Raw genomic sequence first — 24,295 nt, 5'->3', positions numbered from 1 at the left:
AGCCCACGCATCATGGCGAACCGCCAGCAGCCCACGTCCATGCCGATCCACAAGTACGGGCAGTACGACCAGGTCGACATCCCGGACCGCACGTGGCCGAACAACCGGATCACCGCCGCCCCCCGCTGGCTCTCCACCGACCTGCGCGACGGCAACCAGTCACTGATCGACCCGATGTCGCCCGAGCGCAAGCGCCGGATGTTCGACCAGCTGGTCAAGATGGGCTACAAGGAGATCGAGGTCGGCTTCCCCGCCTCCGGCCAGACGGACTTCGACTTCGTACGGTCGATCATCGAGGAGCCGGGCGCGATCCCGGACGACGTGACGATCTCCGTACTGACCCAGGCCCGTGAGGACCTGATCGAGCGGACCGTGGAGTCCCTGAAGGGCGCCAGGCGCGCCACGGTCCACCTGTACAACGCCACCGCCCCCGTCTTCCGGCGGGTCGTCTTCCGCGGTTCCAAGGACGACATCAAGCAGATCGCCGTGGACGGTACGCGGCTGGTGATGGAGTACGCGGAGAAACTGCTGGGCCCCGAGACCGAGTTCGGCTACCAGTACAGCCCCGAGATCTTCACCGACACCGAGCTGGACTTCGCCCTGGAGGTCTGCGAGGCGGTGATGGACGTCTACCAGCCCGGTCCGGGCCGCGAGATCATCCTCAACCTGCCCGCCACGGTGGAGCGTTCGACCCCGTCGACGCACGCGGACCGCTTCGAGTGGATGAGCCGCAACCTCTCCCGCCGCGAGCACGTCGTCATCTCCGTCCACCCGCACAACGACCGCGGTACGGCCGTCGCCGCCGCCGAACTGGCGCTGATGGCCGGCGCCGACCGCGTCGAGGGCTGTCTGTTCGGCCAGGGCGAGCGCACCGGCAACGTCGACCTGGTCACCCTGGGCATGAACCTGTTCTCGCAGGGCGTCGACCCGCAGATCGACTTCTCCGACATCGACGAGATCCGTCGCACGTGGGAGTACTGCAACCAGATGGAGGTCCACCCGCGCCACCCGTACGTGGGCGACCTGGTCTACACGTCCTTCTCCGGCTCCCACCAGGACGCCATCAAGAAGGGCTTCGACGCCATGGAGGCGTCCGCGAAGGAGCAGGGCAAGACCGTCGACGACATCGAGTGGGCCGTCCCGTACCTGCCGATCGACCCCAAGGACGTCGGCCGGTCCTACGAGGCCGTCATCCGGGTCAACTCGCAGTCCGGCAAGGGCGGTATCGCGTACGTCCTGAAGAACGACCACAAGCTGGACCTGCCGCGCCGGATGCAGATCGAGTTCTCCAAGCTGATCCAGGCCAAGACGGACGCCGAGGGCGGCGAGGTCACCGGCTCCGACATCTGGGCCGTCTTCCAGGACGAGTACCTGCCGAACCCCGAGAACCCCTGGGGCCGCGTCCAGGTCCGCAACAACCAGTCGACCACCGACAAGGACGGCGTGGACACGCTGACCGTGGAGGCCGAGGTCGACGGCGCGTCGACCACCCTGGTCGGCACCGGCAACGGCCCGATCTCGGCGTTCTTCGACGCGCTGCAGGGTGTGGGGATCGACGCCCGCCTCCTGGACTACCAGGAGCACACGATGAGCGAGGGCGCCTCCGCGCAGGCCGCCTCGTACATCGAGGTCGCCATCGAGGACAAGGTCCTGTGGGGCATCGGGATCGACGCGAACACGACGCGTGCGTCGCTGAAGGCGGTCGTCTCCGCCGTCAACCGAGCGGCCCGCTGACCAGCCTGACCGGCGGTTTGAAGGCCCCGTTCACCGGAATCCGGCGAACGGGGCCCGTCGTTTACCGGCCAAACCCTGTGCAGGTCGCGGGTAGGGCTCGTCCGGAGTACTGACTGCGCCTCACGGATGTGGCTAACATCACCAAGCGCGGCAATGTTGCCGAGGGGGCACTTCCCGCGCCCAAGGGGCCGTGTGTGGGGGAGTTACGGAGGTGTCACGTGTTGCCAGGACGGGACCCGATCGGCGATGCCGCCGCGCTCGCCCGCGCCGGGTGCACCAGCCGTGCCACCGGTCTGTCACGGGTGATGGGCACGCGGATCGCCTGGACCGGCGTCGGTGACGGCGAGTTCTTCTGTCCCGGCTGCGGAGGCGACCGCAACTACCAGCGCCTCACCGGCCGCCGCCGCTTCACCCTCCTCGGCGTCCCGGTCCTGCCGCGCGGCGAGACGGGCCCCGTGGTGGAGTGCGCGGCCTGCCGCCACCACTACGCCACGGACGTCCTCGACCACCCCACCACCACCCGCTTCTCCGCGATGCTCCGCGACGCCGTCCACACGGTCGCCCTGGCCGTCCTCGCGGCCGGCGGCAGCCGCTCCCGCACCTCCCTGTCCGTCGCCGCCTCAGCCGTCCGCTCTGCCGGCTTCGACGACTGCACCGAGGACCAGCTCGACGCCCTGGTCGAGGCCCTGGCCGCCGACACCGGCCGCGTCCACAGCGAACCCTGCGGCCCGGGCCTCGCCATAGAGCTCCACGAGGCCCTCGACCCGCTGGCCCCCCACCTCGCCGCCACCGGCCGTGAGGCGATCCTCCTCCAGGGCGCCCGGATCGCCCTGGCCGACGGCCCGTACACCCCGGCGGAGCGGGACGCGCTCGCCACGGTCGGGGCGGCCCTGACGATCTGCTCGGACGACGTGACCCGCCTGCTGGCGGCGGCGCGCACGCCGTCGTAGCGCTCGCGCCGCCCCCGGCCGCCTACAGCAGCCCCGCCGCCGCCAGGTACGCCCCGACGCGCTCCACCTCCGCCTGCGACAGCGGGACCTGCGGTTCCGCCGTCGCCGGGCAGGCGATCACGCCGCGCAGGTGGAGGGCCGCCTTGAAGGCGCCGAGCGCGGAGGAGCCGCCGCCCATGCGGGCGGGGGCGCCCACACCGGTCAGGCCGAACAGGGCGCACAGGCGCTCCTGTTCGGCGCGCGCCCCGTCCCGGTCGCCGGCCCGGTGGAGGCGGTCGAGACGGACGTACCCGGCCGGGTCGACGTTCGCCAGCCCCGGCACCGCGCCGTTCGCGCCCAGGGCGAGCGAGGAGTCGACGACGAGTTCGGAGCCGGTGAGGACGCTGAAGCCGCTGACGGCGGGGTCGTCACGGACGCCCGTGACGACCGTGCGGAAGGCGGCCAGATCGCCGCTGGAGTCCTTGAGACCGGCGATGACCCCCTCGGCCGCCAGTTCCAGGACCACGTCGGCGGGCAGCTTGGTGTGCACGGCGGCCGGGATGTCGTAGGCGAGGACGGGGACGGGGGAGCCGGCGGCGAGCAGCCGGAAGTGGCGGGCGATCTCCGCCGGGTGGGTGCGGGTGTAGAAGGGAGCCGTGGCCACCACCGCCTCGGCCCCGGCGGCGGTCACGGCGCGGACGTGGTCGAGCACGCGGGGCGTGGTCATGTCGATCACCCCGGCGAGCACGGGGAGCCCGCCGCCGACGTGCCCGACGACCGTCTCCACGACCCGGCGCCGCTGCGCGTCCGTCAGGAACGCCGCCTCCGACGACGAGCCGAGCACGAACAACGCGTCCACACCGCCCGCCACCAGGTGGTCGACGAGCCGTGTCAGCGAGGGGACGTCCACCTCGCGGTCCGGTGTCAGAGGCGTGCAGACGGGCGGGACGACACCGGTCAGCGGGGCGGGGACGGGCATGGCGGCGGCTCCCTCGGCGCTACGAATCGTGTACGGAGCAAGGCGCGGCCTCCACCCGGCGGGGCCGGGGCACACGCGGACTCCTGCTCCTGCTCCTGCTCCTGCACAGGATGGTGGCAGCGGAAACGGCGCCCGGGGGCCGACTCGGCCGGGAAGCGCCCCCATGATCTCCACGCCCACGCTCGCTCCTCAGCGGTACCGACCCCCGGGCGGCAACTCCCGCGTACGATGCGGCGCATGTCTCAGCAGAGCGGGACCCGGCGCGTCGGGACGAGGGCCGCGCGGGCGGCACGGGGGGTGGGCTAGGCCCATGGCGGAACCGACCGAGCCCTGGGACCCGGCCGCGCCCGGTGTCCTGCGACTGCCCTCGGGGCGGCTGGTGCGCGGCCGGGGGCTGCGCCACCCGCTCCCGGACGGCGCGGTCCCCACCTACGCCGTGTACTGCCTCGGCCAGGAGCCGCCCGCGGTCCCCTGGGCCTCCCGCTGGCTGCGCTGGCCCGACTTCCGGCTGCCCGCCGACCGGGCGGACGCCGCCCGGGTGCTGCGGGACGCCTTCGACCGGGCGGCCGACGAGCGGGTCGAGCTGGCGTGCGGCGGCGGCCGCGGCCGCACCGGCACGGCGCTGGCCTGTCTGGCGGTGCTGGACGGTGTACCGCCGCGGGAGGCCGTGGCCTACGTGCGCCGGCACTACCACCGGCACGCGGTGGAGACTCCCTGGCAACGGCGGTACGTCCGGCGCTTCGGCGCCTGACCGGCCGGCGAAGCGGGGGCCGCAAAGCCCGGAGGTCCGGCGCGCACGGCCGGGCTAGGCGGTGGTCCTCGCGGGTCCGTACAGCGCGTTCGGCGCGCCCGTCATCAGCGCCCAGTACCGGTCCCCGTACGACCAGTGCCACCACTCGGTGGGGTAGTTGACCAGCCCGGCCGTGGTGAGGGCCGCGCTCAGGACGCGGCGGTTGCGGCGGGCGGTGTCGGAGATGTTCGGGGCGTCCGTGTAGCAGGCGTCGTCGCTCTCCTCGGGGCTCGCGTCGAGACGGGTGCCCATGTCGAGTTCCTCCCCGGCGGTGGTGCACAGGGTGAGGTCGACCGCGGCGCCCGCGACATGCGGCCCGATCTCCGGCGGCGAGAGGGAACGGCTGGTCTGGACACGGAGGTGCTCCTCGGTCCAGTCCGGGTGGGCGAGCCGCAGCTCGGCGGCGTACGCCTCGAAGTACTCGATCTGCAGGGCCAGCGGCCGGTACCCCTCGGTGACCAGCAGCCGCAGCCCCTCGGGCAGCAGCCGGGCGGCACGCGCCAGGCGCCAGGCGACGCCCTCGCGCAGGTGCGCGTAGGCCCCTTCGGGGTCGGCCTGACGGGAGTCGACCACCACGAACGGCAGCTCCCTCAGGTCGACGAGCGGCTCACCGCACTCCTGGACCGGGACGCCGGCGACCTCGGGGTCGCTCATGAGGATGATCGAAGGCATGGGTCGTCTTCCACCGGGCGGGAGGTCTGCGGCGGCGGGGTGCGTGGCAGCACCCCGGGGAGGGACCTGATCCCCTGATGTCCCTCCCCGGGGGCTTCCCCCCTTGAGTGGTGGTCTGCGGTCCGGGGCCGGGTGTTCCCCCAGTCCGTCCTGCTGTTCCGAACCCACTGTCGTCACGTTCCCACCGGTCCGTCCCCTGTGCGCTCCGGTGGGCCGACCGGCCGGGCGGTGGTCGCCCGGCCGATCCGTTGTTCCCCCGAGAACACCGAGAATGGCCCACTCCGCTGGAAGTTCTCTGCAAGTCCGCCGCAAGCGGGTTTCGGCCTGGCCGGGATCACACCCAGGGCCAGGGCTCGTCCCGCTCGCGGGCCTCGCAGGCGTCGAACACCGTCATGGCCTCGGCCCGCAGGGTCTCCGCGGCTGCCCGGTCGCCCAGCGCGGCCCGTACGACGGACAGGTTCCGCAGGGCGCGGGCCCTGGGGAGGGGCAGGGCGAGGACGCCCCAGAGGGCGGCGGACGCGGTCAGCAGCCCCTCCGCGTCCGTCAGCCGGCCGTCGGCCAGCGCGCACTCGCCGAGCGTGCGCAGCGTCAGGGCCTCGCCGAAGCGGTCCTCGTGGGCCCGGCAGACCTCCAGGATCTCGCGCAGCTCCGTCTCGGCCTCCCCGACGTGCCCGAGCCGCAGCCGCGCCTTGGCGCGGGCCCGCAGGGCGTACGCCGCCATGTGCGGGTCGCCGATCGCCCGCAGGATCTCCAGCGCCTCCTCGGCCACGCGCGCGGCCTCCTCGTACGCGCCGAGCGAGCGGTGCACCAGGCTGAGCGTGCGCAGCGCCAGGGCCTCGCCACGCCGGCTGCCGAGCCGCCGGTACGCCCGCAGCGACTCGTCGAGCAGCGGGAACGCGCCCTTCTGGTCACCGAGTTCGAGGCGTACGGAACCGCCGTACCGGCAGGCCACCCCTACCCCGGTGTCGTCGCCGACGCGCCGGAAGCCGTCGGCCGCGTCGGTCAGGGCCCGTTCCGCGTCGCGCAGTTCGCCGACCTCGCGGCAGGCGCTGCCGAGACCGGCGAGGGCGGCGGAACGGCCGCGTACGTCGCCCAGTTCGGTGCAGATGCGTTCCGCGGTGCGGAAGTACTCCTGGGACTCGGCGATGCGGTCCTGCTCGTAGCGGAGCTGTCCCAGGCCGATGATGAGCAGGGCCTCGCCCGAGCGGTCCTCGGCGCGGCGGGCCGCGGCGAGGGCGGCGTCGTGGCTGCGCCACCAGGCGTCGAAGCGGTTCTTGATGGCGAACGAGGACGAGCACAGGGCCGCCGCCGCCTCGCAGGCGAGGGTGTGCAGGCCGAGGGCTGCCGCCCGTTCGACCGCGGTGGTGAGGGTGTCCGCTTCCGCGTCGAACCAGGCGAAGGGGTCTTCCAGGGCTCGGCGTGTGGTGCGTGCGCCTACCGGGGTGGGGGCGTCTGTCGGTTCGCGGCTTCCGGTCCGTCGTGGTTGCTCGCGCCCGCGCGGCGGAGCCGCATGTGTCACGGTCCCGCGCCCCTTCGGGGCGAAGCCCGGCCGCAACGTCACCGCGCCCGAGGGGGACTTCTCCGTCACCCTGTCCATCAGCCACAGGCCCGCGCTCAGGGCCCGGCCCACCGCCGCCGTGCGGTCGTCGGCCGGGTCCTCGGTCTCGGCGCGTTCGGCGGCGTAGACCCGGACCAGGTCGTGCAGGCGGTAGCGGGGCTGGCCGATCTGGTCGGTGCCGGGGCAGGTGATCAGCTGGGCGTCCAGGAGCCGTTCGAGGACCTCCTCCGCCCCGTCCTCGGTCATGCCGGAGAGCGCGGCCACCGTCCACACGGCGACGTCCGCCGGGCCGAGGGTGGCGATACGGCGCAGCACCCGGCGGGCGCACGTGTCGAGGGCCCGGTAGCTGAGGCCGAGACCGGCCCGTACCTCCAGGTCGCCCACGGACAGCTCGTCCAGGCGGCGGTGCTCGTCGGCGAGGCGCTCGGCGAGCACGCTGGGCGTCCAGTGGCGCCGGGTCGCGAGCCGGGCGCCCGCGATCCGTAGGGCCAGCGGCAGCCCGCCGCACAGCTCGACGATGCGCCGCGCGGCGGCCTGTTCGCGCGGGTCGTCCGGGGTGCGTTCCGGGCCGGTGACCCGGGTGAGCAGCTCCAGCCCGTGCGCGTCGTCCAGGACGTCCAGGTCGGTGCGCCGGGCCCCGACGAGCCCGCCGAGCCGGGCCCGGGAGGTCACCAGGACCCCGCAGGTGGCGCTGCCCGGCAGCAGCGGCCGTACCTGCGCCTCGCCGTTCGCGTCGTCCAGGACCAGCAGGATCCGCCGCCCGGCCACCAGGCTGCGGAACAGGTCGCCGCGCTCGGCCGTGTCCTCGGGCGGGTCCGCGCCGAGCGCCCGCAGCAGCCGGCCCAGCACCTCGGCGGGCGGTACGGGCTCGCTGAAGCCGTGCAGTTCGGCGTAGAGCTGCCCGTCGGGGTACGCGCCGGCCACCCGGTGCGCGGCCTGCACGGCGAGCGCGGACTTTCCGACCCCGGCGGCCCCCGACACCACCACGACGGGCATCGCCTCCCGTTCGCCGGTCAACGCCCCGACGACCCGCGCCAGTTCCTCCTCCCGTCCCGTGAAGTCCCCGATGGCGGGCGGCAGCAGCGACGCGGGCCGGGGCGCGGTGGGGGGCTGCGGGGCGGCGGCGGCCGTGGTGGCGGTGCGCAGCGCCGGGTCGGCCCGCAGGATGGCCTCGTACAGTCTCGTCAGCTCCGGGCCCGGGTCGAGCCCCAGCTCGTCGGCGAGCACCGCGCGGCCCTCGGCGTGGACGGCGAGCGCGTCGGCCTGCCGGCCCAGCCGGTACAGGCCCAGCATGAGCTGGCCGCGCGGCCGCTCCCGGGTCGGCCGGGCCTCGACCAGCGAGGTCAGCTCCGTGACCAGCTCGGCCTCGTGCCCGCCGGTCTCCAGTTCGGCGGCGATCCGTTCCTCCAGGGCCGCCTGCCGGGCCTCCTCCAGCCGTCCGGCCTCACCGCGCAGCGCGTCCCCGACGCCGCCGAGCGCGGGGCCGCGCCACAGCCCCAGAGCCTCCCGCAGCAGCCGGGCGGCCTCCGCGTGGTCCCCGTCGGCGGCGGCCCGGCGGGCCTCCGCCGTGTGCGCCTCGAACTCCGCCAGGTCGACCCGTCCGGTCCCGGGCCGCAGCACGTATCCCGGCGGCCGGGTCTCGATCGCCTCCGCCGCCTCGGCGGGCAGGGCCCGCCGCAACGCCGACACGTACGTCTGCACCAGGGCCCGCGCGGTGTCCGGGGGCTCGTCACCCCAGATCACGTCCACCAGCGCGTCCGCGGGCACCACCTGACCGGCCCGCAGGAGCAGCACGGCCAGCAGTGCGCGCGGTTTCGGCCCGCCCAGCCGCAGGGGTCTGTCACCGTGCCACGCCTCGACCGGACCGAGCAGTCGGAATTCCAGCTCCACGGGTCCCCATCTTCCGTGTTTTCGGACCGCCGGGACAGCGGTTGTTCACGCAACGTCGGACGCTCATGTACGCCGAGTGGTTTCCCATGACGCGTGATGCGTCGACGAGTTGCCGGAAAGCGGGGTAACCAAAGGGAATCCTAGGTGGACGACGCGGAGATTCCCCACCTGTGTGAGGACCACCTGTGATGATGCTGTGAGGACTGCGCCGCTTCTCGTCCTCGGCCTTTTCCAATCCATCGGTCCCGACGCCCCGGCGCGGGGCCTTCGCGTCGTCCCGCGGTCGCACGGACAGACTCCCGCCGAGTGTAGACACCGCAGGTCACCGGGGGGATGCGAAGAGTGAAACCCGGTGATGCGGGGGAGCACCGTGGGGGCGGTGCGAGAAGGCCCGGCGGGCGGGTTCCGGCGGGGTGCGCCGAAGAGGCGGAGGATGCGGTGGAGGAATTGCGGCGGAAAGCCGGAAAAGCAGGAATTGTTATGCCGGTACCGGGCAATTCGGCGACGGCTCTGCGGTGAGCGGCCACGGGAAGAAACCGGCGATCGGCACCTACGCGGTCGACACCCGCACGGGCAGGGTCGGCCGGGTCATGGGCCACGAGGGCCCGTACGTCCAGCTGCGGCCGGTCGGCGGCGGGAGGGAGTGGGACTGCGCCCCCGAGACCGTCCGGGCCGCCACGACCATGGAACGGCTCCGCGCGGCGACCGCGTACGAGAACGCCCGCAGCCGGGGCGAGGTCCCTTGAAGGGGTGACCGTAGGCGAGAATGGGCGGCATGAGCCTGTTCCGCGACGACGGCGTCGTCCCGCGCACCCGGAGGCCGGGTGCGGCGGACGGGCCCGTGCTGTCGTCCCGCGGGGCGCGACCCCCGCGCCGTGGGCAGGGGATCCGCGGGGGTGCGTGGTGAGTCTGTTCCGTGACGACGGTGTGGTGCTGCGGACCCAGAAGCTGGGGGAGGCGGACCGCATCATCACCCTGCTCACCCGGGGGCACGGGCGGGTACGGGCGGTGGCCCGGGGGGTGCGTCGGACCAAGTCGAAGTTCGGGGCACGGCTCGAACCCTTCTCCCATGTGGACGTGCAGTTCTTCGCACGGGGCAGCGAACTGGTCGGACGCGGGCTGCCCCTGTGCACCCAGAGCGAGACGATCGCCCCGTACGGCGGCGGCATCGTCAGCGACTACGCCCGCTACACCGCCGGTACGGCCATGCTGGAGACGGCCGAACGGTTCACGGACCACGAGGGCGAGCCCGCCGTGCAGCAGTACCTGCTGCTCGTCGGCGCCCTGCGCACCCTCGCCCGCGGCGAGCACGCGCCCCACCTCGTCCTCGACGCCTTCCTGCTGCGCTCGCTCGCGGTCAACGGCTACGCCCCCAGCTTCGGCGACTGCGCCAAGTGCGGCATGCCCGGCCCGAACCGCTTCTTCTCCGTCGCCGCCGGGGGGTCCATCTGCGTGGACTGCCGGGTGCCCGGCAGCGTCGTACCCTCGCCGCAGACGCTGCGGCTGCTCGCCGCGCTTCTCACGGGAGACTGGGAGACCGCGGACACGAGCGAGCCGCGGCACGTGCGGGAGGGCAACGGGCTGGTGTCCGCCTATCTGCACTGGCACCTGGAGCGCGGCCTGCGCTCCTTGCGGTACGTGGAGAAGTCGTAGGCGGAGCACGGCACGCACGGCCCCTGCACGGCGGAGCCGAGCACCACAGATCACAGAGCACCACAGAGTCGAGCACCACAGAGCAGCACAGAGGAGACGAGAAGCACATGGTGGTACGCGGGTTCCTGGGGCGTCAGCGCCGCGAGTACGAGGCGCCGACGCCGCATCCGTCCGGCGCCCGCGCGCCCAAGCTCCCCGGCGAGCTGGTCCCCAAGCACGTGGCGATCGTCATGGACGGCAACGGCCGCTGGGCCAAGGAGCGCGGGCTGCCGCGCACCGAGGGCCACAAGGTCGGCGCCGAGCGCGTCCTGGACGTCCTCCAGGGCTCGGTCGAGATCGGCGTGCGCAACATCTCCCTCTACGCCTTCTCCACCGAGAACTGGAAGCGCTCGCCCGACGAGGTCCGCTTCCTCATGAACTTCAACCGCGACTTCATCCGCAAGACCCGTGACCAGCTCGACGCGCTGGGCATCCGGGTCCGCTGGGTGGGCCGGATGCCCAAACTGTGGAAGTCGGTCGCCAAGGAACTCCAGATCGCCCAGGAGCAGACCAAGGACAACGACCGGCTCACGCTGTACTTCTGCATGAACTACGGCGGCCGCGCCGAGATCGCCGACGCGGCCCAGGCCCTCGCCGAGGACGTCCGCGCGGGCCGTCTCGACCCCTCCAAGGTCACCGAGAAGACCTTCGCGAAGTACCTCTACTACCCGGACATGCCGGACGTCGACCTCTTCCTGCGCCCCAGCGGCGAGCAGCGCACCTCCAACTACCTGCTCTGGCAGAGCGCCTACGCCGAGATGGTCTTCCAGGACGTGCTGTGGCCCGACTTCGACCGCCGTGACCTGTGGCGTGCCTGCGTGGAGTTCGCCTCCCGCGACCGCCGCTTCGGCGGAGCCATCCCGAACGAGGAGCTGCTGGCCATGGAGGGCCGGACGGAGGACTGACCCTTGGCCCAGGTCGGCGGGGAGAACGTGGAGCTGGTCTACCGGGCGACGGCCGGGGACTTCCGCGAGGCGGTACGTGTGTCCGCGCGCGCCTCGGCCGTCGGCCGCTGGGGCCAGGGTCTGCTGCTGTTCGCCGCCGGGGCGGGTCTGTTCGTCACGGTCGTGACGCTCGCCCTGGGGGCCACACCCGACGCGCGGGCCCTCGTGATGCCGGTGGCGGCGGTGGGCGGGCTCGTCCTGCTGCCCCGGCTCCAGGCCCGCCTCCTGCACCGGCGGGCGGCGGCCCTCGGGCTGCACCGTGCCGTGCTGGACCCATGGGGTGTGACGGTCGCGCACGACCAGGGCACCGTGCGCCCGGCCCGCTGGTCCCAGGTCTCCCGGTACGCGGAGACCCCGCACACCTTCGTGCTGCTCAGCGGCGCCCGCGTGCCCCGTCTCACCGTGCTCCCGAAGCGTGGTCTGGCCACCCCCGCCGACGCCGACCGACTCCGGGCCGTCCTGACCCGCGAGGGCCTGACCCGGCTGTAGGGGGAAAGGCACGGGGGGCGGAAGCCCGGCCTTCCAGGGGCGCGGGGAACAGCGCGAGAAGCCCCACGCACCCGCACCTGCCGACGCACCCCGGGCACGGGAGACGCGGGCCCCGGGCACGGGAGACGGGAGAGGGCCCCGGGCACGGGAGACGGGCCCGGTGGGCCCCGGGGCGCCCTACGAGGTCTTCGCCGCGCACTCCGCGCAGGTGCCGAAGATCTCCACCGTGTGGGCGACGTTCACGAAGCCGTGTTCCGCCGCGATCGCATCGGCCCACTTCTCGACCGCCGGGCCCTCCACCTCCACGGCCTTGCCGCAGACGCGGCAGACGAGATGGTGGTGGTGGTCGCCGGTGGAGCAGCGGCGGTACACGGACTCGCCGTCGGAGGTCCGCAGGACGTCGACCTCGCCCGCGTCGGCGAGGGACTGCAGCGTGCGGTACACGGTGGTCAGCCCGACCGAGTCGCCCTTGTGCTTGAGCATGTCGTGGAGTTCCTGCGCGCTGCGGAACTCGTCGACCTCGTCGAGTGCCGCGGCCACGGCCGCCCGCTGCCGGGTGGAACGACCTCGTACGGGTCCGGCGGTCGTCACCGTTGCCTCCTCACGTAGCGGTCTTGCGGGGCCATTGTGCCAGCCCGCGCGGACCCGCCGGGTTGCGGTGGACGCCGGTCAGCCCCTGGACCCCTCGGCGGAGCCCCGGCTGGCCGGCACCGTGTCCCTGGCCTTTCCCGCCCCGGCGACGGCCTCGTCGGCCTCGCCGGTCTTCGGGATCACGCACTCCGCCGGGTCTTCGGCCAGTGCCTCCAGCGCCCTCGCGCGTCGCCTGGCGAGCGGGGTCGCCAACGCGGTGAGCAGCATGAACGCGGCGATGGCGAGCAGCACGATCGTCGCGCCGGGCGGCACGTCCTGGTAGTACGAGGTCACCGTGCCGCCGATGGTCACGGTGACCCCGATGGCGACGGCGACCGCGAAGGTGGCCGCGAAGCTGCGGGTGAGCTGCTGGGCGGCGGCGACGGGGACGACCATGAGCGCGGACACCAACAGCAGGCCGACGACGCGCATGGCGACCGTCACGGTGACGGCCGCCGTGACCGCCGTCAGCAGGTTCAGCGCGCGCACCGGCAGGCCGGTGACCCGGGCGAACTCCTCGTCCTGGCTGACCGCGAACAGCTGCCGGCGCAGGGCCAGCGTCATCACGATCACGAACGCTGCCAGGACGCAGATCGCGGTGATGTCCTCCTGCGACACGGTCGACAGCGAGCCGAAGAGGTACGACATCAGGTTGGCGTTGGTGCCGCCGGGCGCGAGGTTGATGAGCATCACACCGCCCGCCATGCCGCCGTAGAAGAGCATGGCGAGCGCGATGTCGCCGCGTGTCTTCCCGTACCAGCGGATCAGCTCCATCAGGACGGCGCCGACCACGGACACGAGCGTCGCCATCCAGACCGGGGACCACGACAGCATGAACCCGAGGCCGACGCCGGTCATCGCGACATGGCCGATGCCGTCGCCCATGAGGGCCTGGCGGCGCTGGACGAGGTAGATGCCGATGGCGGGGGCGGTGATGCCGACGAGGACGGCGGCGAGCAGGGCCCGCTGCATGAAGGCGTAGTCGAGGATCTCCATCGTGGGTGCCTTCTCAGCTCAGCAGGCCGGTACGGACCGGTTCGGCACCGGGTGCCGCGTGCGGGTGGACGTGGTCGTGGCCGGGCAGGGCGTGCTGGCCGACCGCCTCCGGGGGCGGGCCGTCGTGGGTGACGCAGCCGTCCCGCAGGACCACCGCGCGGTCGATCAGCGGCTCCAGCGGGCCCAGTTCGTGCAGGACGAGCAGCACCGTCGTGCCCTTGGCGACCTGTTCGCGCAGGGTCGCGGCAAGCACCTCCTGGCTGGCCAGGTCGACGCCCGCCATCGGCTCGTCCATGATCAGCAGTTCGGGTTCGCAGGCGAGGGCGCGTGCGATGAGGACGCGCTGGTGCTGGCCGCCGGAGAGGGCGTTGACCGAGTCCTTGGCGCGGTCCGTCATGCCGACCAGGTCCAGGGCGCGCCGGATCGCCTCGTGGTCGGCCTTGCGGAGGATGCCGAGGCGGGTGCGGGAGAGCCGGCCCGAGGCCACGATCTCCGTCACCGTCGCCGGGACACCGCCCGCGGCCGTCGTGCGCTGTGGGACGTATCCGAGCCGGCGCCAGTCGCGGAAGCGGCGGCGCGGGGTGCCGAACAGCTCGATCTCGCCCTCGCTGACGGGTACCTGCCCGATCACCGTGCGCACGGCGGTGGACTTGCCGGAGCCGTTGGCGCCGAGCAGCGCGACGACCTCACCGCGGTGCACGGTGAGGTCGATGCCGCGCAGGACGGTGCGCGAGCCCAGTTCGGCGCGGACGCCGCGCAACGAGATGACGGGCTCGGTCATGCCTGCTGCCTCCGGATGATCAACGAGGTCACTTGGCTCCCAGGGCCGCCCTGAGGGCCTTCAGATTGGCTTCCTGCACCGCGAAGTAGTCCTTGCCCCGCGACTTGGAGGTGATGCCCTCGATCGGGTCGAGGACGTCGGTCTTCAGGTTCGCGTCGGCGGCGATGGTCTTCGCGGTCTTGTCGCTGACCAGTGTCTCGTAGAACACGGTGGTCACGCCGTCGGCCTTCGCCATGTTCTCCAGCGCCTTGACCCGCGCGGCGCTCGGCTCGGACTCGGGGTCGAGGCCGGAGATGGCCTCCTCGGTGAGACCATAGCGCTCGGCGAGGTAGCCGAAGGCGGCGTGCGTGGTGATGAAGACCTTGGTGTCGGTGTTCTTCAGACCGCTCTCGAACTGGTCGTCGAGCGCGCCCAGCTTCATGACCAGGGCCTCGGTGTTGGTCTTGTACGTGGAGGCGTGGTCCGGGTCGGCCTTCTCGAAGGCGGCGCCCACACCCTTGGCGACCTCCGCGTACTTCACGGGGTCGAGCCAGATGTGCGGGTCCTTGCCCTCCAGCTCCTCGTTCTCGTGGTCGTCGTGCTCGGCGGAGTGGCCGCCGACCTCGTTGCCGTGGTGCTCCATCGAGGTCAGGGTTGCCGCGTCGATCTTCGTCTTCACCTCGGACTGCGCGACCGCGTCGTCGACGGAGGGCTGCAGGCCCTTGAGGTAGAGCACGGCGTCCGACTCCTGGAGGGCGGCCGTCTGCTTGGCGCTGATCTCCAGGTCGTGCGGTTCCTGGCCGGGTTCGGTCAGACTGGTGACGTTCACGTACTTCCCGCCGATCTGCTCGGCGAGGAAGGCCATCGGATAGAACGACGCGACGACGTCGAACTTGTCGGTGTTGCCCGCGGCGGCGCTGTCGCCGCCGCACGCCGTGAGAGTGGTGAGACCGAGAGCGGCCGCCGCGGTCGCCGCCGCGGGTATCAGAAGTCGTCGTCGTACTACGTTCATGACAGTCATTTTCATCTTATCTGGAAACGATTGTCAACAAGCCTGGTGGTAAGCCCTTGGTAAGGCCTATGTCCGGTCTGGCGCCGAACCGATTTGATTGCAGGGCGGCCTCCGCCGGTAATCTGAAGCATTCGCTCTGAAGCGCGTTCGCTTCCCTCCAGGGGCGCATCGCTTCGTCGCCCGTCGTCGTAATGAAGAGAGCACCGTGGCCGCCGACAAGATCGACACCATCGTCAGCCTGAGCAAGCGCCGTGGCTTCGTATTCCCGTGCAGCGAGATCTACGGCGGTCAGCGTGCCGCCTGGGACTACGGACCGCTGGGTGTCGAGCTCAAGGAGAACATCAAGCGTCAGTGGTGGCGCTACATGGTGACGTCGCGCGAGGACGTGGTCGGCATCGACTCGTCCGTCATCCTGGCCCCCGAGGTCTGGGTCGCCTCCGGCCACGTCGCCACCTTCTCCGACCCGCTCACCGAGTGCACCTCCTGCCACAAGCGGTTCCGCGCGGACCACCTGGAGGAGGCGTACGAGGCGAAGAAGGGCCGCCTGCCGGAGAACGGCCTCGCGGACGTCAACTGCCCCAACTGCGGCACCAAGGGCCAGTTCACCGAGCCCAAGCAGTTCTCGGGCCTGCTCTCCACGCACCTCGGCCCCACGCAGGACACCGGCTCCGTCGCCTACCTGCGCCCCGAGACCGCCCAGGGCATCTTCACCAACTTCGCCCAGGTGCAGACCACTTCGCGCCGCAAGCCCCCGTTCGGCATCGCCCAGATGGGCAAGTCCTTCCGCAACGAGATCACGCCCGGCAACTTCATCTTCCGCACCCGCGAGTTCGAGCAGATGGAGATGGAGTTCTTCGTCAAGCCGGGCGAGGACGAGAAGTGGCAGGAGTACTGGATGCAGGAGCGGTGGAACTGGTATACCGGCCTGGGCCTGCGCGAGGAGAACATGCGGTGGTACGACCACCCCAAGGAGAAGCTCTCCCACTACTCCAAGCGCACCGCCGACATCGAGTACCGCTTCCAGTTCGGCGGCAACGAGTGGGGTGAGCTGGAGGGCGTCGCCAACCGCACCGACTACGACCTCTCCGCCCACTCCAAGGCCTCCGGCCAGGACCTGTCGTACTACGACCAGGAGTCGAGCGAGCGGTACACGCCGTACGTCATCGAGCCGGCCGCCGGTGTCGGCCGCACGATGCTGGCGTTCCTGCTCGACGCCTACAACGAGGACGAGGCGCCCAACGCCAAGGGCAAGCTGGAGAAGCGCACGGTGCTGCGCCTGGACCACCGCATCGCGCCGGTGAAGGTCGCGGTGCTCCCGCTCTCCCGCAACCCCGAGCTGTCCCCGAAGGCGAAGGGGCTCGCCGCGGCACTGCGGCAGAACTGGAACATCGACTTCGACGACGCGGGCGCCATCGGCCGCCGTTACCGTCGCCAGGACGAGATCGGTACGCCGTACTGCGTGACCGTCGACTTCGACACGCTGGACGACAACGCGGTGACGGTGCGCGAGCGCGACTCGATGAAGCAGGAGCGGGTGTCTCTCGACCAGATCGAGGGGTACCTCGCGGGTCGGCTCGTGGGCGCCTGAGCGTCTGCCCGGCTCGAGTGACTGAGCGGCCGCGGGTCTCTTCGTGACTGGCCGCGCCGAGTTCCCCGCGCCCCCTACGGGGCCGGGGAACTCGGCGTTTCACAGGTCCAGGTCGGCGAAGAGGGCCGCGTGGTCGGAGGCCCGGGTGATCTTCGAGGTCACCGTCTCGAAGGAGTCGAAGGTGCGGGGGGCCCAGCCGCCGCGCCGCTCGACCCGCACGGCACGGACCCGGGGCCACAACTGCGGGGAGAACATCAGGTAGTCGAGCTTCTGCTCGGGCAGGTTGCCGGTGCCGTGGGTGCCGGGGGTTCCCTCGTAGCTCCCGTGGGTCATCGCCTCCTTCAGACCGGCCCGGCGCAAGGCCATGATCGGCGGGCTGCCCAGGGAGTCGTTGAGGTCGCCGGCGACCACGACGTGCGCCGAACGCTTCAGCGCCTCCCGGTAGATCTTCCTGACCTGCCTGGCCTGGTTCAGCCGTTTCTCGTCGTTCTCCTCGGCCGGTCCGAAGCCCTGGCTCTTGAAGTGGTTGCCGAGGATCCACAGGGAGTCGCCGCCCGGCAGACCTATCTCGAACTCGGGGCAGTCCCGGCTGAAGATCGGGTCGCCGCCCCTCTCGGTGCCGTCGAAGATGTGCGAGCGGACGGACCGGACGGGGAAGCGGCTCAGGACGCCCACGTCGATGCCGCGGCTGTCGTTCCCGTCGACCAGCAGATTGAAGGGGTACGGGCGCGCGCCCGAACCGGCGCCCAGCACCTCCTCGTTGAGGATCTGTCTGTTGAAGCGGTCCAGGGTCAAACGGTCCTCCACCTCGACCGTCAGCAGTATGTCGGCGTCGACGGCGGCTATCACCCGGGCGGTGTTCTCCACGGCGGTCCGGCGGATGTCGCCGCGCTCCAGCTCCGCCCAGCCCGCCCAGCCCGAGCGGCCCCCGGCGATGATCTTCACGACCGTCCGCTCGTCCGCGCCCTTGCTCGTCGTGTGCAGTTTGGCGCCGCCCCGGGGCTCGTTGACGACGATCGAACGTGGCTCGGCCCGGGTGCTGTTGTAGGTGTGCTCCTCCAGCAGCCCGGCGATCTTCCGCTTGTCCGCGGCGGTATAGGGATCGCGGTCGAGGAGGGAGACCAGCTCGGCGAAGTCCTGAAGGATCTTCCTGCGCCGTTCCTCGTCCGCGAGGCCGAAGGCCTTGGGGCGCTGGAAGAGGTTCTCGGCGTTGAAGGTGGCGATACGGATCGTCATACGCCCTCCCGAGCGTCGCGCGGCCGGGCCGGGGCCGACGGCGGACACCTCGAATTCTCCGAGAGCGGATGAATGGTGTCCAACGGAGCGTCGGGGAAACTTCCGTAGTTCCGGAAAAAATCTCCTACGACCCACCAATCCGGACCTCCCGCCGGTTCCGAAGGAGAGGGCACACGGCCCGCAGAGGGCGGGCCGCGCATCTTCACGGGGGCGTTCATGCGCAAGCAAGCGGTCATCGGCGTACTGACCATGACGGTGGCGATCGGGACGGTCGGTGCCGTCGGCGCCGGGGCACTGGGCGGATCCGGGGTGTCGGATGGGTCCCGGGTGCCGGGCGGATCGACGGCGTCGACGGAGGCCGCGGCGAGTGGCTCCCCCGGCACCGGGGCCGGCATCGAGTCCAAGGGCGGTGTGCTCGGCGGCGGAGCGAAGGTGCCCGGCGGACTGAAGGCCGTCGGTCTCACCGCCGACCAGCGGCTCGTCGTCTTCCGCCTCGACAAGCCCGGCGCCGCCGTCCCGCTCGGCAGGGTCCGCGGCCTCGACGGCGACACCAGGCTCGTCGGCATCGACTACCGCGTCCAGAACAACAAGCTGTACGGCGTCGGTGACAAGGGCGGTGTCTACACCCTGCGCGAGGTGGGCGCCAAGGCCACCAAGGTCTCCCAGCTCACCGTCGCCCTCCAGGGTGCCGCGTACGGCGTCGACTTCAACCCCGCCGCCAACCGTCTCCGGGTGATCAGCGACACCGGCCAGAACCTCCGCCACAACCTCGACGACCCCCAGGGCGCCCCGGTCGCCGGCGCCACGGCCGTCGACGGCACCCTCGTCAACCCGCCGGTCCCGCCCGCCACGGCCGGCGTCACCGCGCGGGGGGTGACCGGGGCCGCGTACACCAACAACGACCTCGACGCCGCCACCGCGACCACCCTCTTCGACCTCGACACCGCCCAGGACCGGATCTCCGTCCAGTCCCCGGCCAACGCGGGCAACCTCGCCCCCACGGGCAGGCTGGGCGTGGACGCCCCGCTGAAGGCCGGGTTCGACATCTACAGCTCGTCGGGGAGCGGGGTGAACGCCGGGTACGTGGTGACGGGGGTGCGGCTGCTCGCCGTCAACCTGCTCACGGGGAAGGCGAGTTCGGCGGGGACCTTCCCGAAGGGCCGCCAGGTGGTGGACCTGGCGATACCGCTGCGGCAGGGCTGACGGCCGCCCCTGATGTGACGAGTAGCTGACACATGACAGCTGACAGATATTGAAATCTGTCAGCTGTCATGTCATCGTGGAGCCATGACGACGACGATGCGGACCCGCACCCTCGGATCCACCGGCCCCCAGGTCTCCGCCCTCGGCCTCGGCTGCATGGGCATGTCCGCGCTGTACGCGGGCGCCGACCGGGCCGAATCCCTCGCGACGATCCACGCGGCCCTCGAAGCCGGGGTCACCCTGCTGGACACCGGCGACTTCTACGGCATGGGCCACAACGAACTGCTGATCGGCGAAGCCCTGCGCACCGCGCCCGCGGCCCACCGGGAACAGGCGCTGACCAGCGTCAAGTTCGGCGCGCTGCGCGACCCGGACGGAGGCTGGTCCGGCTACGACGGCCGCCCCGCGGCGGTCAGGAACTTCGCCGCGTACTCCCTCCAGCGCCTCGGCACCGACCACATCGACGTCTACCGGATCGCGCGGCTCGACCCCGACGTGCCGATCGAGGAGACGGTCGGCGCCATCGCCGAACTGGTCGAGAAGGGGTACGTCCGCCACATCGGCCTGAGCGAGGTCGGCGCGGACACGATCCGCCGCGCCGCCGCCACCGCCCCGATCACGGACCTCCAGATCGAGTACTCCCTCATCTCGCGCGGCATCGAGAACGAGATCCTGCCGACCGCGCGCGAGCTGGGCATCGCGATCACGGCGTACGGAGTCCTCTCCCGCGGCCTGATCTCGGGCCACTTCACCCGTGACCGGCAGCTGGCGGCGGGGGACTTCCGGGCCTTCTCGCCCCGCTTCCAGGGGGAGAACCTCCAGCGCAACCTGGACCTGGTCGACGCCCTGCGGAAGATCGCCGAGCAGCAGGGGGCCTCGGTGGCCCAGATCGCGATCGCCTGGGTGCTCTCGCGCGGGGAGGACATCGTCCCGCTCGTCGGGGCCCGCCGCCGGGACCGCCTCGCGGAGGCGCTGGGCGCGCTCGAGGTGACCCTGGACGCGGCCGACCTCGCCGCGATCGAGGGCGCGGTACCGGCCGACGCGGCGGCCGGCGACCGCTACCCCGCCGCCCAGATGGCACACCTCGACAGCGAACGCTGATCCCGCCGCCGGGTACGGTTCCCCCCATGGCACCGACCTCCGAGACCCTGACCGCCGAGCGCATCCTCGAAGCGACCGAGGAGGTCCTGCGCCGCCACGGGCCCGCCAAGGCCACCGTGGTCGACGTGGCCCGCGCGCTCGGCGTCAGCCACGGCAGCGTCTACCGCCACTTCCGGACGAAGGCGGTGCTGCGGGAGGCGGTGACCAAGCGCTGGCTGGACCGGACGACGGCGGTCCTGACCGCGATCGCCGCCGAGGACCGCGACCCGGAGGACCGGCTGCGCGCCTGGCTGTCCGCCCTCTTCGCGGCCAAGCGCCGCAAGGCCGGCGACGACCCGGAGCTGTTCGCCACGTACCAGGTGCTGACGGACGAGAACGGTGAGGCCGTCGGTGCCCACATCGCCGACCTGACCGGCCAGTTGACCGGCATCGTCCGGTCCGGTGCCGACACCGGCGTCTTCACCGCCGCCGACCCCGCCGCCACCGCGCGCGCCGTGTTCCACGCCACCGCCCGCTTCCACGACCCCTCCTACGCCCCCGTCTGGCGGCAGCCCGACATCGAGGCCCAGTTCGAGGCGGTCGTGGCGCTGGTGGTCCGGGGCCTGCGGGCCTGACGGGACGGGCCCGAGGGAAGGCCTGCGGTCACGCCACGCAGAACTCGTTGCCCTCCGGGTCCCGCATCACCCACCAGTGCCCGGCCGGGCCCCGGTCGAACTCCTCGACGCGGGTGGCCCCCAACGTCTCCATGCGGACGGCCAGGGCCTCCAGCCCGTCCGGGCCGGCGTGCACGTCGATGTGCAGGCGGTTCTTTCCCGACTTGGGTTCCGGGACGTCCTGGAAGAGCAGACGACGGCCCTTGCCGATGCCGGTGAACGGGTCGTACGGGTCGTCGGGGTGGCGGACCGCCGCGTAGCCGCGGAAGACGTGGTGGCCGCCGTGCTCGGCGACGGCGGCCTCGGGCAGGTCGCCGGTGGCCAGGAGATGGCTGATCAGTGTGCTGGGGTCCTCCACCTCGTAGCCCAGCGCCGCGGCCCAGAAGTCCGCCAGGGGCTGGGCGTCCCGGGAGTCGATGACCAGTTTCCAGTTCAGTGCGGCTGTCATGTAACCGGTTATATTGGTTACATGGGTACGTCGTCCAGAGCATCGGCTTCCGAGGAGGTGCCGGGAGTGTCGGGCATCCGGTTGCGGTCCTACTCCGGGAACGTCTACCGGTTCGATCCGGGCGCCCTCTGCCTGGAGCTGCTCGTCACAGGCGGCCCCGGCGCCCTGACCCGCCACGAGGTGCTGCACACCCCCGCCGACCTGGTCGCCTGGGCCGAGCAGTCCCGGCTCACCCCCACACTCCTCGCCCTGCGGGTCACGGAGGACGAGGTGGCGTGCGCCCGGCGGCTGCGCGACGCGCTGACCCGCACGGTCGTCTCCCGTGTCGTCGTCGGCGGGCTCCCCGAGCTGGGCATAGCGCCGGCGGACCCCGCCGACCTCGACCTCGTCAACGAGGCCGCCGCCCGTCCGCCGCTGGCCCCCGCCCTCGGCGCGGACGGCACCCGCGGCTGGGCCACCGGTACGGCGACCGGCACCCAGCTCCTGTCCACGGTCGCCCGCGACGCCGTCGACCTCCTCACCGGTCCGTACGCGGACCGCATCCGGATGTGCGCGGGTGACCGCTGCTACCTCCTCTACGTCGACACCTCACGCCCCGGCCGCCGCCGCTGGTGCTCGATGGAGCACTGCGGCAACCGCCACAAGGTCCGCGCCCACCGCATACGGCAGCAGTCCTAGAGAAAGGGTGATCCCCATGTCCGCTCGATCCACCGGACTCACCAAGGACGCCGGATGGCAGGTCGGTGTCTCCCGCACCCTGCCCCAATCGCCCGCCACCGTATGGGAGTTCATCAGCGGGCCGCGCGGGCTGGAGCTGTGGCTCGGGGCCGGGGCGCGGCTCACTCCCGAGCGCGGCACCGGATACGAGACCGACGCGGGAGCCACGGGTGAGGTGCGCGGCTACCGCCCCGGTGACCGTATCCGCGTCACCTACGGCGACACGACCGTCCAGGTCGCCGTCTCCGCGGCCGGGGGCGGCAGGGCGGTGCTCGTCTTCCATCAGGAGCGCATGGCGGGCCCGGAGGAGCGGGAGCGTCAAAGGGCCCACTGGCAGCGCGTGATGGACCAGGTCGCCGTCGAACTCGATCAACTGGCCTGACGGCCGCGGACCGAGGACCCGGCGGCGGTCACGAGTTCGCCGGGTCCACCGTCGCCTGGTGGACCTCGGCGAGGTGTTCCTCGGCCTTCAGCCACGGCAGGAACTGCGCGCCCCTGCGCCAGCCGCACGTGTCGCAGCTGATCGTGCGCTGCACTCCCGAGCGCCGGACCCGCACCGTGTGTTCCCGGCCGTGCTGGTCCCAGCGGGTCACCTTGCTCGTGTCGGTCTGCTGCATGACGTCTCCAGCCGTAGGGTCCGTGCGGTCCGTGCGGTCCGTGAGGAGTGTGCGGTCCGTGAGGAGTGTGCGGCAGGACCAACATCAACAGGGTGGATCCTCCGAGGAGTTGTCCCAGGCGTTACCTCGTGCGCCGTCCCGGACTCGGAGTCACACCACCACGCGCGGCAGCCGCAGGCTCAGGCCCACCGTCAGGACCACTCCGGCCAGTTGCGCCAGCAGGGTCGTCACCAGCGCGTCCCGCATGCCCATCCCCGGTACCAGCCCCAGGAACAGCGAACCGAGCGTGGCCACGCCCAGCGCCAGCGCCGACTGCTGGGTGGTGATCATCACGCCGCTGCCGACACCGGCCCGCGCCGGCGGGACCTCGGAGAGGATGATCCGGAAGACGATGGGGAGTTGGAGCGCCTGACCACCACCCGCGATCGCCACTCCGGTGAGCAGCAGGGGCCAGTGCGGCTCGGGCCAGGCCCGCCAGACGGCGAGGGTGACGAGGGCGAGACCCACGCCCTGGACCAGGCCGCCGGCCGTCACCACGCGGGAGCCGTACCGTGTCACCAGACGCGGCCCGGCCAGCGAGACCACGAAGAACACCACCGCCATGGGGGAGAGCGCGAGCCCCGCCGCCGTCGGCCCGAGCCGGGCTCCCTCCTGCAGAGCCACCGCGATGACGAACATGAACCCGCTGAACCCGATCGAGAACGGCAGGATCATCACCAGGCCCCGGCGCAGCGAGAGCAGCCGGAACAGGCTCGGTGGCACCAGTGGCGTACGGCCGAGACGGTCGGCGCGCCGCTCGACGAGATAGAAGGCGGCCGCGGCGAACGGGAACGCGGCCAGACCCAGCCAGGTCCACAGGGGCCAGCCCGCCGCCCGGCCCTCGGTCAGCGGGACCAGCAGCGTCAGCAGGGAGACCGCCAGCAGCACCGTGCCGGGGCCGTCCACCGGCTCGGGGCGGGCCGAGCGGGTCTCGGGCACCGCGCGGGCGGTGAGGACCAGCCCGAGAACGACCACCGGCACGTTGACCAGGAAGACGGAACGCCAGCCGGTGCCGGCGAGGTCGGCCGAGACCAGCACCCCGCCCAGGATCTGCCCGGCCACCATGGAGAGTCCGGCCGTGGCGCCGTACAGGCTCATCGCGCGGGCCCGGCGGGCGCCGGCCGTCGCCGACTGGATGGTGGCGAGCACCTGCGGGAGCATCGCGGCGGACGCGGCGCCCTGTGCGACCCGCGCGGCGACGAGGGTCCAGGCGTCCGGCGCGAGCCCGCACGCCAGCGAGGTCACCCCGAAGGCGGCCATGCCCCACAGGAACAGCCGCCGCCGGCCGAACAGATCGCCCAGTCGCCCGCCGAGCACGAGCAGGACGGCGTACGAGACGCCGTACCCGGCGACGACCAGCTCCAGCACGGCCTCGCTCGCGGCGAGGTCGCGGCCGATCGTCGGCAGGGCGACGTTGACGATGAAGAAGTCGATGAGGGGCAGCGCCGCGCCGAGCAGGACGGTGAAGAGTCCGAGATCGCCCAGTGCGGCGGGGGAGACGGGGGAAGGGCCGGCGGACTGGGCCGGTGTCGGTGTCGGTGTCGGTGTTGTAAGGCTCTCGGTCACATGAGCCAGGTTCGCGCGCCGCTCAGACTGGTACCAGAGTCTCTTCATCCTG

24 protein-coding genes are annotated in these 24,295 nt (G+C 72.2%); 13 read left to right on the top strand and 11 right to left on the bottom strand.

All coding sequences use genetic code 11. The features are described 5' to 3' along the window. The first annotated feature begins 12 nt into the window (after nt 1–12). Together leuA and ACFU5F_RS04995 are read left to right on the top strand one after the other, a co-directional pair. Entirely contained in the window at nt 13–1,734 is a 1,722-nt protein-coding gene (leuA, locus tag ACFU5F_RS05000) for a 2-isopropylmalate synthase (RefSeq protein ID WP_383882035.1), read from the top strand. A gap of 218 nt (nt 1,735–1,952) precedes the next feature. Further along, complete coding sequence (locus tag ACFU5F_RS04995; RefSeq protein WP_383882032.1) at nt 1,953–2,684, top strand: TerB family tellurite resistance protein; 732 nt, start codon at nt 1,953–1,955, stop codon at nt 2,682–2,684. 22 nt (nt 2,685–2,706) lie between these two features. Here the strand turns inward: ACFU5F_RS04995 and ACFU5F_RS04990 are convergent, their stop codons facing one another. Next, nucleotides 2,707–3,642 (bottom strand): dihydrodipicolinate synthase family protein, encoded by a 936-nt coding sequence (locus ACFU5F_RS04990; protein WP_383882029.1) that lies wholly within the window; start codon nt 3,640–3,642, stop codon nt 2,707–2,709. Nucleotides 3,643–3,952: 310 nt separating this feature from the next. Between ACFU5F_RS04990 and ACFU5F_RS04985 the strand changes: the two genes are divergently transcribed. Further along, entirely contained in the window at nt 3,953–4,393 is a 441-nt protein-coding gene (locus ACFU5F_RS04985; RefSeq protein ID WP_383882028.1) for a protein phosphatase, read from the top strand. Nucleotides 4,394–4,447: 54 nt separating this feature from the next. On the opposite strand, the gene ACFU5F_RS04980 is transcribed toward ACFU5F_RS04985, so the two are convergent. Continuing rightward, a complete protein-coding gene (locus ACFU5F_RS04980; RefSeq protein ID WP_383882025.1) occupies nt 4,448–5,104 on the bottom strand; it encodes a M15 family metallopeptidase in 657 nt (218 codons plus the stop codon). Nucleotides 5,105–5,438: 334 nt separating this feature from the next. Further along, nucleotides 5,439–8,552, bottom strand: a complete 3,114-nt coding sequence (locus tag ACFU5F_RS04975) for a BTAD domain-containing putative transcriptional regulator (RefSeq protein ID WP_383882023.1) — start codon at nt 8,550–8,552, stop codon at nt 5,439–5,441. A gap of 515 nt (nt 8,553–9,067) precedes the next feature. Between ACFU5F_RS04975 and ACFU5F_RS04970 the strand changes: the two genes are divergently transcribed. The 4 genes from ACFU5F_RS04970 (at nt 9,068) to ACFU5F_RS04955 (ending at nt 11,677) form a co-directional block, all read left to right on the top strand. Then, nucleotides 9,068–9,298 carry a hypothetical protein gene (locus ACFU5F_RS04970; protein WP_383882021.1) on the top strand — a complete coding sequence of 77 codons (231 nt, stop codon included), beginning with the start codon at nt 9,068–9,070 and terminating at the stop codon, nt 9,296–9,298. Between the two features lie 157 nt (nt 9,299–9,455). Next, nucleotides 9,456–10,205 (top strand): DNA repair protein RecO, encoded by a 750-nt coding sequence (gene recO, locus ACFU5F_RS04965; protein WP_383882019.1) that lies wholly within the window; start codon nt 9,456–9,458, stop codon nt 10,203–10,205. Nucleotides 10,206–10,312: 107 nt separating this feature from the next. Further along, a complete protein-coding gene (locus tag ACFU5F_RS04960; RefSeq protein ID WP_383882017.1) occupies nt 10,313–11,149 on the top strand; it encodes an isoprenyl transferase in 837 nt (278 codons plus the stop codon). A 3-nt stretch (nt 11,150–11,152) separates the two neighbouring features. Beyond that, the gene (locus ACFU5F_RS04955) at nt 11,153–11,677 is read left to right on the top strand and encodes a YcxB family protein (RefSeq protein ID WP_383882014.1); all 525 of its coding nucleotides are present in this window, start codon (nt 11,153–11,155) and stop codon (nt 11,675–11,677) included. A 177-nt stretch (nt 11,678–11,854) separates the two neighbouring features. On the opposite strand, the gene ACFU5F_RS04950 is transcribed toward ACFU5F_RS04955, so the two are convergent. The 4 genes from ACFU5F_RS04950 to ACFU5F_RS04935 all read right to left on the bottom strand — a co-directional run bounded on the left by ACFU5F_RS04950 (nt 11,855) and on the right by ACFU5F_RS04935 (nt 15,075). After that, nucleotides 11,855–12,268 (bottom strand): Fur family transcriptional regulator, encoded by a 414-nt coding sequence (locus ACFU5F_RS04950; RefSeq protein ID WP_220648872.1) that lies wholly within the window; start codon nt 12,266–12,268, stop codon nt 11,855–11,857. Nucleotides 12,269–12,346: 78 nt separating this feature from the next. Further along, nucleotides 12,347–13,303: a metal ABC transporter permease gene (locus ACFU5F_RS04945; protein WP_383882011.1), complete on the bottom strand. Its 957-nt coding sequence runs from the start codon at nt 13,301–13,303 to the stop codon at nt 12,347–12,349. Between the two features lie 13 nt (nt 13,304–13,316). After that, nucleotides 13,317–14,084, bottom strand: coding sequence for a metal ABC transporter ATP-binding protein (locus ACFU5F_RS04940; protein WP_383882008.1), 768 nt, complete (start codon nt 14,082–14,084; stop codon nt 13,317–13,319). A gap of 28 nt (nt 14,085–14,112) precedes the next feature. After that, nucleotides 14,113–15,075 carry a metal ABC transporter substrate-binding protein gene (locus ACFU5F_RS04935; RefSeq protein WP_383882005.1) on the bottom strand — a complete coding sequence of 321 codons (963 nt, stop codon included), beginning with the start codon at nt 15,073–15,075 and terminating at the stop codon, nt 14,113–14,115. A gap of 205 nt (nt 15,076–15,280) precedes the next feature. Between ACFU5F_RS04935 and ACFU5F_RS04930 the strand changes: the two genes are divergently transcribed. Then, nucleotides 15,281–16,663 carry a glycine--tRNA ligase gene (locus ACFU5F_RS04930; protein WP_383882002.1) on the top strand — a complete coding sequence of 461 codons (1,383 nt, stop codon included), beginning with the start codon at nt 15,281–15,283 and terminating at the stop codon, nt 16,661–16,663. Nucleotides 16,664–16,762: 99 nt separating this feature from the next. Here the strand turns inward: ACFU5F_RS04930 and ACFU5F_RS04925 are convergent, their stop codons facing one another. Then, nucleotides 16,763–17,899: an endonuclease/exonuclease/phosphatase family protein gene (locus ACFU5F_RS04925; protein WP_383881999.1), complete on the bottom strand. Its 1,137-nt coding sequence runs from the start codon at nt 17,897–17,899 to the stop codon at nt 16,763–16,765. A gap of 216 nt (nt 17,900–18,115) precedes the next feature. On the opposite strand from ACFU5F_RS04925, the gene ACFU5F_RS04920 reads away from it, so the two are divergent. The 3 genes from ACFU5F_RS04920 to ACFU5F_RS04910 all read left to right on the top strand — a co-directional run bounded on the left by ACFU5F_RS04920 (nt 18,116) and on the right by ACFU5F_RS04910 (nt 20,817). Continuing rightward, nucleotides 18,116–19,102, top strand: coding sequence for a DUF4394 domain-containing protein (locus ACFU5F_RS04920; RefSeq protein WP_383881996.1), 987 nt, complete (start codon nt 18,116–18,118; stop codon nt 19,100–19,102). Nucleotides 19,103–19,186: 84 nt separating this feature from the next. After that, nucleotides 19,187–20,203, top strand: a complete 1,017-nt coding sequence (locus tag ACFU5F_RS04915; protein WP_383881993.1) for an aldo/keto reductase — start codon at nt 19,187–19,189, stop codon at nt 20,201–20,203. A gap of 26 nt (nt 20,204–20,229) precedes the next feature. Continuing rightward, nucleotides 20,230–20,817, top strand: a complete 588-nt coding sequence (locus ACFU5F_RS04910) for a TetR/AcrR family transcriptional regulator (protein ID WP_383881990.1) — start codon at nt 20,230–20,232, stop codon at nt 20,815–20,817. A 28-nt stretch (nt 20,818–20,845) separates the two neighbouring features. Here ACFU5F_RS04910 and ACFU5F_RS04905 read toward each other — a convergent pair whose 3' ends face one another. Beyond that, nucleotides 20,846–21,304, bottom strand: coding sequence for a VOC family protein (locus ACFU5F_RS04905; RefSeq protein WP_383881987.1), 459 nt, complete (start codon nt 21,302–21,304; stop codon nt 20,846–20,848). 21 nt (nt 21,305–21,325) lie between these two features. Here ACFU5F_RS04905 and ACFU5F_RS04900 point away from each other — a divergent pair, with 21 nt between their 5' ends. Both ACFU5F_RS04900 and ACFU5F_RS04895 read left to right on the top strand, forming a co-directional pair. Then, nucleotides 21,326–21,982 (top strand): CGNR zinc finger domain-containing protein, encoded by a 657-nt coding sequence (locus ACFU5F_RS04900; RefSeq protein WP_383881983.1) that lies wholly within the window; start codon nt 21,326–21,328, stop codon nt 21,980–21,982. A gap of 16 nt (nt 21,983–21,998) precedes the next feature. Next, on the top strand, nt 21,999–22,403 hold the full coding sequence (locus tag ACFU5F_RS04895) for an SRPBCC domain-containing protein (RefSeq protein WP_383881980.1): 405 nt from the start codon (nt 21,999–22,001) through the stop codon (nt 22,401–22,403). 28 nt (nt 22,404–22,431) lie between these two features. Here the strand turns inward: ACFU5F_RS04895 and ACFU5F_RS04890 are convergent, their stop codons facing one another. Both ACFU5F_RS04890 and ACFU5F_RS04885 read right to left on the bottom strand, forming a co-directional pair. Further along, nucleotides 22,432–22,638, bottom strand: a complete 207-nt coding sequence (locus tag ACFU5F_RS04890; RefSeq protein WP_383881977.1) for a hypothetical protein — start codon at nt 22,636–22,638, stop codon at nt 22,432–22,434. Between the two features lie 150 nt (nt 22,639–22,788). Then, a complete protein-coding gene (locus ACFU5F_RS04885; protein ID WP_383881974.1) occupies nt 22,789–24,291 on the bottom strand; it encodes an MFS transporter in 1,503 nt (500 codons plus the stop codon). Nucleotides 24,292–24,295: the final 4 nt, after the last annotated feature.

The organism is Streptomyces sp. NPDC057438 (assembly GCF_042802995.1).
Taxonomy (GTDB): Bacteria; Actinomycetota; Actinomycetes; order Streptomycetales; family Streptomycetaceae; genus Streptomyces.
This window is presented reverse-complemented; position numbering and strand designations above follow the sequence as displayed.